Source organism: Desulfotignum balticum DSM 7044, from assembly GCF_000421285.1.
GTDB classification, from domain to species: domain Bacteria; phylum Desulfobacterota; class Desulfobacteria; order Desulfobacterales; family Desulfobacteraceae; genus Desulfotignum; species Desulfotignum balticum.
On sequence record NZ_ATWO01000001.1, the window covers coordinates 3,465,745 to 3,479,392 of the forward strand.

Consider the following 13,648-nt stretch of genomic DNA (forward strand, 5'->3'; position numbering starts at 1 on the left):
TATTGGAGGAAATGTTATGGGAAAAATAATCGGAATAGACCTGGGAACCACCAACTCCTGCGTCGCAATCATGGAAACCGGCGGAGAAGCAAAAATCATCACCAATGCGGAAGGCGGCCGGACAACGCCCTCCATTGTCGCCATCACTGAAGGCGGAGAACGGATTGTGGGCCAGACGGCAAAGCGGCAGGCCATCACCAATCCCGAAAACACCGTATTCGGCGTCAAACGCCTGATCGGCCGGAAATTCAACTCAAAGGAGATTCAAACCGACATCCCCAACCTGCCCTACAAGATTGAAGCGGCTTCCAACGGGGACACCCGGATCAACTTGAGGGGCAAGCAGTACAGCCCGGCTGAAATTTCTTCATTCATCCTGGCCAATATCAAAAAAACGGCTGAAGATTATCTAGGTGAAGAGGTCAAAGAAGCCGTCATCACCGTGCCGGCCTACTTTAATGACAGTCAGCGTCAGGCCACCAAAGATGCCGGCAAAATTGCCGGTCTGGAAGTCAAACGGATCATCAACGAACCCACGGCCGCTTCTCTGGCCTATGGACTGGACAAAAAAGGGGAAGAAAAAATTGCGGTCTTTGACTTGGGCGGCGGCACCTTTGATGTGTCCATCCTTGAAATCGGGGATGGGGTGTTTGAGGTGAAATCCACCTCCGGAGACACCCATCTGGGCGGTGAAGATTTTGATCTGAGAATCATCGAATACATTGCCAATGAATTCAAAAAAGATCAGGGCATTGATGTCCGCAACGATAAAATGGCACTTCAGCGGCTCAAGGAAGCGGCGGAAAAAGCCAAAATGGAACTGTCCAGCTCCACGGAAACCAACATCAATCTGCCGTTTATCACGGCGGATGCTTCCGGCCCCAAACATCTGGACGTCAGACTGACCCGGGCCAAACTGGAGTCTCTGGTGGCGGATCTGCTGGATAATCTGGAAGGCCCCTGCAAAAAAGCATTAAAAGAAGCCGGATTGGGTTCCGGCGGTGTGGATGAAGTGGTTCTGGTGGGCGGCATGACCCGTATGCCCGCCGTTCAGGAGCGGGTGGAAAAAATATTCGGTAAAAAACCCCATAAAGGCGTGAACCCGGATGAAGTGGTGGCCATGGGTGCGGCCGTCCAGGCCGGTGTCCTGCAAGGGGATGTCAACGATGTGCTGCTGCTGGATGTCACCCCGCTTTCCTTAGGGATTGAAACCCTGGGCGGTGTCATGACCAAACTCATTGAAAAGAACACCACCATCCCCACCAAGAAAAGCCAGGTGTTCTCCACGGCGGCTGACAATCAGCCGGCCGTGTCCATCCATGTGCTTCAGGGTGAACGGGAAATGGCTGCGGACAACAAAACCCTGGGCCGGTTTGAACTGGCCGATATTCCGCCGGCACCCCGAGGGGTTCCCCAGATCGAGGTGTCCTTTGATATCGATGCCAACGGTATTGTCCAGGTGTCTGCCAAAGACAAGGCCACGGCCAAAGAACAGTCCATCCGCATCACTGCCGCCTCCGGTCTGTCGGATGAAGAAATAGAGAAAATGGTCAAAGATGCGGAAATGCACGCAGAAGACGACAAAAAGAAACGGGTTCTGGTGGATACCCGCAACCAGGCCGAAGCCCTGGTGGACCAGACGGAAAAAACATTAAAAGAACACGGCTCTAAAGTAGATGAAGAAACCAGAAAAAATATTGAATCTGCTGTGGAAGCGTTGAAACAGGCCAAGGATTCCGATAATGTCGAAGACATCAAACAGAAAATCGAAACCCTGTCCCAGGCCTCTCACAAACTGGCTGAAGTGATGTACCAGCAGGCGGCATCCTCCCAGGACGGCGATGACAGCGGCAATGCCGGTGGATCCGCTGCCCAGGCAGATGATGATGTGGTGGATGCGGACTTTGAAGAGGTGGAAAAAGACAAATAACGCCCTTTTTTAAACCCATCGGGTTGAACATAATCCTGCCGTGGTCTATATTGATCCGGCAGGATTTTTTTTTACCCCAACCCAAGGACAAAAGGTAAGACACGGGTGATGAGAATTACAGACATACTGACCCAGAACAGCCGGCTATACAGGGATAAAATCGCATTGGTGGAACGGATACCCGCCCGGTCCGCTCGAAAAGAGCTCACCTGGCATCAATTTTATACCATGTCCTGCCAACTGGCCAACGGGCTTTGGCAGCACGGCATTAAAAAATCAGATACTGTCGTACAACTGATGACCAACAATCTGGAATGGCTGCCCATTTATTTCGGAATTCTTTATACCGGTGCCTGGGCCGTGCCGTTGAATTTCCGGTTTGAATCAGACAAGATTCTGATGTGCGCCAGAACGGCCGAACCCAAAGCCTTTATTTTCGGGCCGGAATTCATTGAGCCCATTGACGGCATCCGGCAGGAACTGACCGATTGTGTCACCCTCTGGATCTTTGCAGGACCCAAAGAAACCTGCCCGGACTGGGCGGTTTGTTTTGATACATTCATTGCCGGCCAAAAAAAGGATCATCCCCCGGAGATCGATGCCGGGCCGGATGATGACGCAGCCCTGTATTTTACATCCGGCACCACGGGCGCTCCCAAAGCCGTGCTGATCACGCACGGGAATCTGACCCATGCCTGTGAAGTGGAAAACAGGCATCACGGCCAGACCCATGATGATGTGTTTCTCTGTATTCCGCCGCTGTATCATACGGGAGCCAAAATGCACTGGATGGGCAGTTTACTGATGGGGGGCAAATGTATTCTGCTCAATGGGGTCAAACCGGAATGGATCCTGGAAGCAATTTCCGAAGAACAGTGTACCATTGCCTGGCTGCTGGTTCCCTGGGCCCATGATATTCTCATTGCCATTGAAAACAGCACCATTGATTTATCTAAATATCGGCTGGAACAATGGCGGCTCATGCACTCCGGGGCCCAACCCGTTCCGCCCAGCCTCGTGGAACGCTGGAAACAGTATTTTCCTTGTCAGGCATATGACACCAACTATGGTCTGACTGAATCCACGGGTCCCGGGTGTATTCACTTGGGCATTGAAAACAGCCACCACGTCGGACCCATCGGTAAGGCCGGGTACGGGTGGGAAGCCAGAATCGTGGACAAGCAGGGCAACCATCTGTTTGCCAATGAAACCGGAGAACTGATCGTCCGGGGACCCGGCGTCATGAGAGCCTATTATAAAAATGATCTTGCCACAAAAGAAGCACTCAAGGATGGATGGCTTTACACCGGTGACATTGCCAGGTATGACAAAGACGGATTCATCTGGCTGGTGGACCGGAGAAAAGACATGATCATTTACGGGGGGGAAAACATTTTTCCCAATGAAATCGAAAATTTTTTTCTCACCCATGAAAAGATTAAAGACATTGCCGTCATCGGGGTGCCGGACGAACGGCTCGGGGAAATTCCCGCCGGTATCATCAGTGTCAAACCCCATTGCATGATCTGCGAACAGGACATACTGGATTTTCAGCAGGCATTGCCCCGGTACAAACGGTTAAGAAAAATATTTTTTGGCGATGTGCCCCGAAATCCCACCGGTAAGATTGAAAAACCCAAGCTTCGGCGCCTGTATGCGGAAGACAAACGAAAAGACCCGCAAAAACTGATGCATTAAAACAAGGAAATTCATTATGAAATTATTCCGCATTCTTTTTATTGTCCTGTTGTGTTCCGGATGGATCCACGGGGCGGCCGCTTCAGATACCCGTACCCTGGCACAGACCGTCCTGGACGGGCTTGAAGATCAGTATGCCGGCCGCAGTTTCTCCGCTGAATTCAAACAAACTTCAATTCTGACCGCCCTGGACATCAGTGAAACCGCTTCAGGCAAAGCCTGGTTCAGCCATCCCGGAAAAATGAAATGGCAGTATCTGGCACCCGAACGTCATGACATCATCACCAACGGCCAGACCTTATGGATTTTCAGGCCGGATGAAGATCAGGTCATGATCGGCGATGCAGCCCCGTTTTTTGCGTCCGGTGCCGGTGGGGCGTTCTTATCGGATATCTCCAAAATCAGAGACAATTTTTCGGTGTCCGTCACTGAAACCACGGACCAGTGGGTGGAACTGCAGCTGGATGCCCCCCCTGAAAATACGGATATCCAATCCATCCGCATCCAGGTGAACAGAACCGATTTTCAGATTCAGACCGTCACCACGGTGAACACTGCCAAAGATATCACCCGGTTTGAACTCAGCGATATCCAATTTCAGGACATGCCCGATCACTGGTTTGAGTTTGAGATTCCTTCGGGAACCCACATCATTGACATGAATTAAAACGCAAGATTAAAGGAAAATATCCATGAAACAACTGATCCGGGATCTGGCCCGCAAAAAAAACGCCATCATTCTGGCCCATAACTACCAACCCCCGGAGATCCAGGACATCGCGGATCTGTGCGGTGATTCTCTGGAGCTGAGTATCAAGGCCGCAAAAACCCGTGCAGATATCATCGTTTTCTGCGGGGTCCATTTCATGGCGGAGACGGCCGCCATTCTGTGCCCGGAAAAAACCGTGATTCTGCCCAACCCGGAAGCCGGCTGCCCCATGGCGGATATGGTGACACCCGAGGCGTTGAGCGCCAGAAAAAAGGCGTTGGGAAACATCCCGGTCATCACCTATGTCAACTCGTCTGCCGCGGTCAAGGCCGTATCTGATATCTGCTGCACCTCGGCCAATGTGATTGATGTGGTCAATGCCCAGTCCGCAGATGAGGTGCTCATGACACCGGACAAAAACCTGGCACAATATGCGGCCGGTCACACGGACAAAACAATCCATTTATGGGACGGGTTCTGCCCGTTTCACAACAACCTGACCCTGAAAGATGTGGCAGACGCAAGGCAGAAGCACCCGGATGCGCTGTTCATGGCCCATCCGGAATGTCCGCCCGAAATCCTGGCTTTGGCCGACACCATCCAGTCCACCTCCGGTATGATCCGGTACGCAAAAAACAGCGCTCACCGCCAGTTCATCATCGGTACGGAAGTCGGCCTGCTGTATCCCATCTCAAAAGCCAACCCGGACAAGCAGTTTTTTCCGGCATCCGAAAAAATGCGGTGCACGGATATGAAAAAAATCCGTCTGCAAGATATCAAAAACAGTCTGGAAACCCTGTCAGGAGAAATCAGGGTCCCGGAAGATATCCGAAAAAAAGCCCTGGGCGCGGTACAGAAAATGATCCATCTGGTCTGACATTCAAAAGGCCGGCATGGGGTCATGCCGGCCTTTGATTCATGGTTGCAGCAAAAAATCGACAAAAGCGATCACATGTTTTCGTAAACTTCGTCCGGGATATCGGCATTGGTATAAAAATTCTGAACATCATCACAATCATCTAAGGCCTCCATGAACCGGACCATCTGCTCGGCCTCCTTGCCCGTGACCGCTGTCATGGTCTGGGGAATCATGGTGATTTCCGCCATCTCACAGGCGATTTGTGCTTTGTCCAGAGCGTTCTTCACGGCATCGAATTCTGCGGGTTCCGTGATCACCTCATACACATCCCCTTCATCTTTGATGTCCTCGGCGCCGGCATCTAAAGCGACTTCCATCAGGGTATCCTCATCCATCCCTTCCTTGTTGACGGCGATCAGTCCTTTTTTATCGAACATCCAGCCCACACACCCGTCCGTTCCCACATTGCCCCCGGCTTTGGAAAACATGTATCTGACATCGGCGATGGTCCGGTTCCGGTTGTCCGTGAGGCATTCCACCATCACGGCCACGCCACCCGGGCCGTATCCTTCATAGATGATTTCCTCATAGTTCACCCCTTCCAGTTCGCCTGTGCCTTTTTTGATGGCCCGTTCAAAATTATCCTTGGGCATGTTCTGGGCTTTGGCTGCGGTAAGGGCCTGGCGCAACCGGGGGTTGGCTTCCGGATCTCCGCCGCCCATGCGGGCCGCCACGGTGATCTCTTTGATCAGCTTGGTGAAAATTTTCCCCCGTTTTTTATCGGCCGCCCCTTTTTTGTGTTTGATGGTCGACCATTTGCTGTGTCCTGACATGAATCCACTCCTTACATTATGTTGCTCGTTTTTGTTTTGCGATAATATATATTTCTTTGCTCTGTTTTCTGCAACTTTCCGGTTTAAAAACCCGGCATTCCGCAAACCGTTTTTTCACCTGTTTTTCAAACCGGGCAAAGTCATTGCCCTGAAAAATCTTGCACACAAAATGGCCTTTTTCCATCAGAAAACGATCCACTGTTTCCAGTGCCATGCGGCACAGTTCAAAGGAACGAAAGGCATCCACATCTTTTCTGCCCGTGGTGGCCGGTGCCATGTCCGACAGCACCACACCGCATCCGGACACCGGATCAAAAAATGACGCATCCGTCATGTCAAGGATGTCTTGTTGCATCACAGACACATTTGCCGGCAGATCAATGGTGACGGCTTGAATATCAATACCGAAAACGCGGCCTTTCGGGCCTGTCTGTTTTGATGCGTACAACAGCCAGGATCCGGGCGCGCATCCCAGATCCAGAACCACATCCGCTTTTTTGATCACATGAAATTTCTGCTGAATCTCTTTGAGTTTGTACACAGACCGGGCCGGATAATTTTCCGCCCGGGCCTGCCGGGTGAGGTGATCTTCCCATTTTGAACCGCCGGCACCCCCGGACCGGTACCCTGATTTTGCCCCGCGTTTTTTAGCTGCCAAACAATACCTCCATGGCTTCTTTTAAAAATCGGACACTTTCGATGGTCATGCCGCGAACTTTTGACAATTGTTTTAATGCGGAGGCCGGCACCAGACAGGTGGTAAATCCCATTTTTGCGGCTTCCTTGATCCGGGCCTGGGCATGACTTACCGCCCGGATTTCACCGGTCAGGCCGATTTCTCCGATCAAAGTGGTGTTTCCGGGAACGGGTTTGTCCAGAAAACTGGCTGCCAGGGCCGCCGCAATGGCCAGATCCGCAGACGGCTCCACAATCCGGACCCCGCCGGTGACGTTCATGAACAGATCCAGCCCGGACAGATTCATTCCCAGACGTTTTTCCATGACCGCCACGATCAATGCCACCCGCTGGATATCCAGCCCGAGCACGGTGCGCCGGGGATTGCCCAGGCTGGAGGTGGAGACCAGTCCCTGGATTTCCACCAGAATGGGACGGGTTCCCTCCATACAGGCCGTGACCACGGATCCCGGGGCCACGGAGGTCCGTTCAGCCAGAAACACGGCCGATGGATTGGGCACTTCCACCAGCCCTTTTTCCCGCATTTCAAACACCCCGATTTCATTGGTGGAGCCAAACCGGTTTTTCACGGCCCGCAATATTCTGAACACATGGCTTTTATCGCCTTCAAAATACAATACCGTGTCCACCATATGCTCCATGATCCGGGGACCGGCAATGGCCCCGACCTTGGTCACATGCCCCACCAGAAAAATCGGGGTACCGCTGGATTTGGCCAGATGCATGAACCGCATGGCCGCCTCCCGGATCTGGGTGACGCTGCCCGGGGTGGAATTGACATCCGGCTGGAACACGGTTTGAATGGAATCGATGACCACGGCATCATAGGCGGTTTTCGCCATCATGGCGGCAATGGCGTCCAGATTGGTTTCCGAAACGATCAATAAAGAGGGGCAGCACCCTTTTTCAAGGCGCTGCCCCCGCATGGAAAGCTGGCGAATGGATTCTTCGCCGGATACATACAGGCAGGTTTTACCCGATTGCGCCAGAGCGGACAATACCTGGAGCATAAGCGTGGATTTGCCGATGCCCGGATCCCCGCCGATGAGCACCAGGGATCCATCTACAACCCCGCCGCCCAGGACCCGGTCGAACTCGCTCATCCCCGTGCAGATCCGCAAAGACCGGCTTGTCTTGACGGAATCGATGGGAACCGGTTCCGCCGTCAACAAAGATCCGGAATTCCCGGCTGGTTTTGAAACCTGCCGCTCCTGTACCAGGGAATCCCAGTCCCCGCAGTCCGGGCACCGCCCCATCCATTTGAATGTCTGGCTGCCGCAGGTTTTACATCGATATATCAGCTTGTCCTTGTTTTTCACTCAAGATTCTTTTTCGTTGCACAATTTAAAATGAAACGAATATATCACAAAGAGGGAACCCGTATCAATGTTAATTCACATACCTGTGTTGTCTGCCGGGCAGTGAATTCAAAGGACCTGCGGCTGGCGCATTGTTTGTTTTTCTGACTGTCAAACGATATTCAGCTCAATGTACAGCTGATTTTTGGCAAACCGTTCAAACTCAAAACACCTTAAATCCAGGGTCTTGTATTTTCCGTAGGTGATCAGTTCTGAAATCCCTCTGCCCGCGCCCGGACCCTGCTGAAGTCCATGACCGCTGAACCCGTTGATGAACATGAAATTTTTCACTGTCGGATGGGGTCCGATAATGGCATTCTGATCCTTGATGTTGTATTCATAATGACCGGCCCAGGATGAAATCCGCTTGATGGCATCAAACGCAGGCACCCGTTCCGCCAGAATCGGCCACAAGGTTTCTTCAAACACGGAATAATCCATGTCAAAATCATCACAATCCGGATCATTGTCCGCTTCCGGAGAGATCCCGCAGATGAAATGCTGTCCTTCAGGCCGGAAATAAGCCCCGGACGGATCCACCACCAGGGGGCAGTTGGGCAGCTGGGAATTGCATTTGTACAAAAAGACAAACCGTTTCCGGGAACGGACCGGCAGATCGTCAATACCGGCCATTTCAGCCACATGGGCGGCTTTGGGCCCGGCTGCATTGACAAACATGCCGCCGTTGATCTTTTTTCCGGAACTCAGCTGCACGGCCGTGATTTGATCCCCGGACCGCTCGATACCCACCACTTCATCGTTCAGATAGGTGACCCCGAGACTCTTGGCTTTATTTTTGAACCCCATGGTAAAGCAATGGGGATCAAACCATCCTGAATCCGGGATGTTGTAAGAACCGGCAACAATATCATCGACGTTGAGCCATTCAAACGTTTGTTTTAACTGGTCTTTTTCCAGAATTTTAACATTGGCCCCGGCCGCAATCTGTGTTTTGTGATTCTGCATCAGCACGGGCATGCCTGCATCCGTCGCTAAAATCAGATACCCGTTTTCCGTAAAATCCACATTCACGGGATCATCGTTTTCCACTTGCAGATAGGAATTGATATTTTTGATGAATTCAGCACCGAATTTGGACAACTGAATATTTTCCGTGTTGGAAAACTGCTGCCGGATACCGCCGGCAGACAGGCATGTGGATGATTTGGCATAGGTGGGATCTTTTTCAATCACCAGCACTTTTCCGTTGAAATCCGGATTGGCGGCAAGAAAATAGGCGGTTGCACTTCCCATGACGGCCCCGCCGATAATTACCACATCATATGTTTCCATAGTTTCTCTCCCTGAAATTGATTTAAATTCTGCCATTACCCGCATGGCGTGACTTTTTAATATTTTTATGGTATACCAAAAAAATTTCTATTGTCAATATATTATTTTTACTATTTATATGTGATATGCTCCTTAAAAATTAATGGATTATTCATTTAAAACTGACAAAAAATGAATCAAAAAATTTATCATACCCTGCGGGAACGAATCATTTTCCTGGCATACAACCCGGGTCAGATTCTCAAGGAACAGGCCCTGGCAGAAGAATTCGGTGTCAGCAGAACCCCGTTGCGAACGGTACTGTTTCGTCTGGAATGGGAACATCTGCTTAAAATACTGCCCCGAACCGGTATCCAGGTATCTGAGCTGGAACTCAATACCATCACCCACCTGTTTCAGGCCCGGCTGGAACTGGAATCCGTCATCGGGGTCATGGCAGCAGAACGGTTTAACAAGGCACACTTCAACCGGCTGGAACAGCTGACCCACCGGTGCCGGGATCTGGTGGCCCATCATGATCCGGAAAAGCTGGCCCGACTGGATATGGATCTGAAACATCTGTTCCACGATGCCGCAGGAAATCCGTTTTTAACGGAGATGTCGGACCGCTTCTATGTGCTGACGTTTCGTCTGTGGTATTTTAATCTGATGAAGATGGATGCCCATGGGTGGCATACGGAAAGCCTTTGCCTGGAATCGGATCTGCTGGCATTGACCGACCTTCTGGCAAAAGCGTATCCGGACGCCGTGGGCAAGGCCAGAAAAACCCAACTTTTAGACCATGTGGAACGGATCCGCAATACGTTTCTGGGATTGTCCCATACCTGACATGAGGTGATCAGACAACCGTGATGGAGTCCCCGCCTAAAATAGATCTGTCCAAAAAAATTCGCACCATCTGGGCAGGAACGATACTGATGATCACACTGATCATCGCTCTGGCCGCATCTTCTGAAAACGGTTTTCTGCAATCTTTGGATCATTTTTTTTATGACCGGTATATGCGGATGGAAGCGTCCTCTGCTCTCCGGTCAAACGATGAAAATCAAATCACCATCGTGGACATCGATGAAACCAGCCTGGCCGCCGTGGGCCAATGGCCCTGGCCCCGATACCGGCTGGCCCGCCTGGTCCGGCTGATCCATCAGTCCGAACCCCGGGCCATGGCACTGGATATTTTGTTTCCTGAACCGGATCAGTCCTCACTTCAGAATATCATCCAGCGGTTTGAAACCGATCTCAATGTCCACCTGCCCGTGACAGATATGCCCGGAGGCATGGAAAACAATGATATTTTCTTTGGCTCCGTGCTGGCTGACACTTCCATGGTGGGGGCCCGGTATTTTTATTTTAATCGTATCGTCAAAGAGGCGGTGTGCAAACAAACCACCGTTGAAATCACAGATCCGGACCATCTGTTATCCCTGCACCAGGCCACCGGGGCTTTGTGTAATACCCCGGCCATTGAAACCCGGCTGAAAAATACGGGATTCATCAACAGCCAATATGACCTTGACGGACTGTTGCGCCGAATCCCCCTCTTGATCCGGCACGGGTCACAGATTTTTCCCCATCTCTCTCTGGCTTTGTTTCTGGAGGCTCAGGACATTTCCACGGCCCGGGTAATCCAGACCCGGACCGGTCCCTGTATTGCGGCAGGCGCCCATCAAATCCCCGTCACCCGTGAAGGATATGCCGCCATCCGCTTCACCCGGCCCGGATTTTCCTTTTCCTATCTGTCTGCCGTAGATATTTTAAACCGGCAGTTTGAACAATCAGATCTTCAGGACCGCATTGTGCTTGTGGGATCTTCAGCCATGGGGTTGAACGATATTCACCAGACCGTGCTTGATCCACATTTTCCGGGCGTTGAAATCAGTGCCGTGCTGGTCGACAATATCCTGAAAAATAACCTGATCATTGCACCGGCATGGGCCGGAGTGTTAAAGGGGGTTGCCTGTATACTCACCGGCCTGTTCATGGGGGGATTGTTTTACCGGTCCTTTGGGCCGGGCATGCTGTTTTCAGTCAGTCTGGCATGGGCCGCCGGCCTGACCGGCGCCAGCCTGATCGCCTATCGGGAAGCGTCCGTGTTTATCTCCCCGGCAGCCCCGGTCGTGACAGTGCTGGTTTTGTTTTCCCTGATTTCTCTTTGCCGGTTCACCATGGAAAAACGGGCCGCATTCACCTGGTATCGGCAACTGTCTTCCGCCCAGCAGTTGACCATGGAAGCCATGGTATCCATGGTGGAAACCCGGGATCCGGAAACCGGAGAACATATTGTCAGAACCCAGCATTACGCCCGGGCCATTGCGGAACATCTCAGGGATACGGGTTTTTTCAAAGAGATCCTGACGGAAAAATTTATTAAAAATCTGTTTTTATCCGTGCCCCTGCATGATATCGGCAAGGTGGGAACCCCGGACAGAATCCTGCTTAAACCCGGCCGGCTCACAGAAGAAGAGTTTGAGATCATGAAACTCCATGCCCAGCACGGCAGAACAATCATCACCCGGGCAGCCAAAGATCACCAGGGAAATAATTATCTGGCTTTGGGGGCCCAGATCGCCGGCACCCATCATGAAAAATGGAACGGCAACGGCTACCCGTCCGGTCTGGCCGGCACGCAGATTCCTTTGGCCGGCAGGATCATGGCCATTGCCGACGTATATGATGCATTGATCAGTGAACGATGCTACAAACCGCCATTTTCCCATGACAACGCCATGGCCATCATTCTCGAAGAAAAAGGCAAATCATTTGATCCCGTCATCGTGGATGCATTTTTCCAGATTGAAGACAAAATCCTTGAGATTGCCCATGCGTTCCAGGACACGGAAGACCATCCTGCCTGAGAGATAACCAAAGACAGCTGTAACCCATGTTTTCACATCAATGACAGCTGTCTTTTTTTCTCTGTCCCTTGTTTTGTCTACCCTTTGTGCACGGTGACCTGGGGAAACGGAATTTCAATGTCGTTTTCGTCAAACGACTGTTTGATGGTTTTGATCAGATCAAACCGGGTGGCCCAGTAATCAGCGCTGTTCACCCATGGACGTACCACAAAATTCACGCTGGAATCCGCCAGTTCGGACACAGCAATGGTGTAGGCGGGCTCTTTTAAAATACGATCATCGGATTGAATAATCTTTTCCAGAATCTGCCAGGCTTTTTCAATATCCGACCCGTACCCGATGCCGATCACCAGATCGATCCGGCGGGTATCATACCCGGAAATGTTTTTAATGACATCATTTAATATTTTACCATTGGGCACCAGAATCTTGATATTGTCCGGTGTGGCCAGCGTAGTGGTAAACATCTGAATGTCCTTGACCGTGCCGGCGACCCCGCCGGCTTCAATATAATGCCCGGTCTTGAACGGATGCAGGATCAGGATGAGAACCCCTGCGGCAAAATTGGCCAAAGATCCCTGGAGCGCCAGACCCACGGCCAGACCGGCGGCACCGATCACGGCAATGAACGAGGCCGTCTGTATGCCGAATTTTGCCAACGCCGCCAGGACAGTAAATGCCAGAATGCCGAAATAAACCAGGCTGCCGCAAAAAGAGGTCACGGATGGATCCACTTTGGACCGGCCCATGAGCTTCTCAATGAGCCTTCTGCCGATACCTGCGGCAATCCGGCCCAGAATCAGAATAATTATGGCACCGATAATATTCAGCCCATATTTGGTTAAAAACAACACCATCTGCTCCATGTAATTTTCCACCACTCAACTCCTTGTCTGTTTATAAAATGTGTTTGACAACCGGATACAATCCATTCTCACCAGACAGGCCTACCACACTTCCGGATAGGCCACGTCCACAAATTTCTCCTCCATGGTATGTTTGTGTCCCCTTTCCATGGCCGCCAGATCCAGAAAAATTGTTTTCAACCCGGCATCCGTGCAGTTTTCCGCCAGGCCCATATATTTTTTCATGGCGATCTCCTCATTTTTCATGGCCAGACCGATGGCATTCTTGAGATCCATATTTTCTGATACTTTGGGCATGTCAATGGTTTCCGACACATGAAAATCTTTGTCACAGTCAAAATAAGCGGGATCCACTTTTTTCTGATTTAAAATATCGGTCAGGATCTGCTCATGTTTAGCTTCTTCTGCAGCAAATTCAGCAAACACTTTTTTGAGATAATCGTCTTTGATGCGATCAGATACCTGTTCATAAAACCGTCTGGCATCGATCTCACTTTGTATCGCCTTTTCAATCACGTCGCGGTACTGTTCAATCTCCATAACCCCCTCCT

The 13,648-nt window shown here is 51.2% G+C and carries 12 protein-coding genes; 6 read left to right on the forward strand and 6 right to left on the reverse strand.

Annotation, left to right across the window (positions count from 1 at the left end; all coding sequences use genetic code 11):
- The first annotated feature begins 16 nt into the window (after window positions 1-16).
- The 4 genes from dnaK to nadA all read left to right on the forward strand — a co-directional run bounded on the left by dnaK (window position 17) and on the right by nadA (window position 5,214).
- A complete protein-coding gene (dnaK, locus tag K365_RS0117500; protein ID WP_024335623.1) occupies window positions 17-1,930 on the forward strand; it encodes a molecular chaperone DnaK in 1,914 nt (637 codons plus the stop codon).
- Between the two features lie 108 nt (window positions 1,931-2,038).
- Window positions 2,039-3,628 carry a class I adenylate-forming enzyme family protein gene (locus tag K365_RS0117505; protein WP_024335624.1) on the forward strand — a complete coding sequence of 530 codons (1,590 nt, stop codon included), beginning with the start codon at window positions 2,039-2,041 and terminating at the stop codon, window positions 3,626-3,628.
- Window positions 3,629-3,644: 16 nt separating this feature from the next.
- On the forward strand, window positions 3,645-4,295 hold the full coding sequence (locus K365_RS0117510; RefSeq protein WP_024335625.1) for a LolA family protein: 651 nt from the start codon (window positions 3,645-3,647) through the stop codon (window positions 4,293-4,295).
- Between the two features lie 25 nt (window positions 4,296-4,320).
- On the forward strand, window positions 4,321-5,214 hold the full coding sequence (nadA, locus tag K365_RS0117515; protein WP_024335626.1) for a quinolinate synthase NadA: 894 nt from the start codon (window positions 4,321-4,323) through the stop codon (window positions 5,212-5,214).
- A gap of 71 nt (window positions 5,215-5,285) precedes the next feature.
- Here the strand turns inward: nadA and K365_RS0117520 are convergent, their stop codons facing one another.
- The 4 genes from K365_RS0117520 to K365_RS0117535 all read right to left on the reverse strand — a co-directional run bounded on the left by K365_RS0117520 (window position 5,286) and on the right by K365_RS0117535 (window position 9,376).
- Window positions 5,286-6,029, reverse strand: a complete 744-nt coding sequence (locus tag K365_RS0117520; RefSeq protein ID WP_006967018.1) for a YebC/PmpR family DNA-binding transcriptional regulator — start codon at window positions 6,027-6,029, stop codon at window positions 5,286-5,288.
- A 16-nt stretch (window positions 6,030-6,045) separates the two neighbouring features.
- Entirely contained in the window at window positions 6,046-6,687 is a 642-nt protein-coding gene (locus tag K365_RS0117525; protein ID WP_024335627.1) for an SAM-dependent methyltransferase, read from the reverse strand.
- Window positions 6,677-8,044, reverse strand: coding sequence for a DNA repair protein RadA (gene radA, locus K365_RS0117530; protein WP_006967012.1), 1,368 nt, complete (start codon window positions 8,042-8,044; stop codon window positions 6,677-6,679). Before radA ends, K365_RS0117525 begins: the two co-directional genes overlap by 11 nt.
- Window positions 8,045-8,194: 150 nt before the next feature.
- Window positions 8,195-9,376, reverse strand: a complete 1,182-nt coding sequence (locus K365_RS0117535; protein WP_024335628.1) for an NAD(P)/FAD-dependent oxidoreductase — start codon at window positions 9,374-9,376, stop codon at window positions 8,195-8,197.
- A 171-nt stretch (window positions 9,377-9,547) separates the two neighbouring features.
- On the opposite strand from K365_RS0117535, the gene K365_RS26750 reads away from it, so the two are divergent.
- Together K365_RS26750 and K365_RS0117545 are read left to right on the forward strand one after the other, a co-directional pair.
- Window positions 9,548-10,204, forward strand: a complete 657-nt coding sequence (locus K365_RS26750) for a GntR family transcriptional regulator (protein ID WP_024335629.1) — start codon at window positions 9,548-9,550, stop codon at window positions 10,202-10,204.
- A gap of 89 nt (window positions 10,205-10,293) precedes the next feature.
- Window positions 10,294-12,231, forward strand: coding sequence for a CHASE2 domain-containing protein (locus K365_RS0117545; RefSeq protein WP_024335630.1), 1,938 nt, complete (start codon window positions 10,294-10,296; stop codon window positions 12,229-12,231).
- A 77-nt stretch (window positions 12,232-12,308) separates the two neighbouring features.
- Here the strand turns inward: K365_RS0117545 and K365_RS0117550 are convergent, their stop codons facing one another.
- Together K365_RS0117550 and K365_RS0117555 are read right to left on the reverse strand one after the other, a co-directional pair.
- Window positions 12,309-13,109: a mechanosensitive ion channel family protein gene (locus tag K365_RS0117550; protein WP_024335631.1), complete on the reverse strand. Its 801-nt coding sequence runs from the start codon at window positions 13,107-13,109 to the stop codon at window positions 12,309-12,311.
- 69 nt (window positions 13,110-13,178) lie between these two features.
- On the reverse strand, window positions 13,179-13,637 hold the full coding sequence (locus K365_RS0117555; protein ID WP_024335632.1) for a ferritin-like domain-containing protein: 459 nt from the start codon (window positions 13,635-13,637) through the stop codon (window positions 13,179-13,181).
- Window positions 13,638-13,648 lie beyond the last annotated feature (11 nt).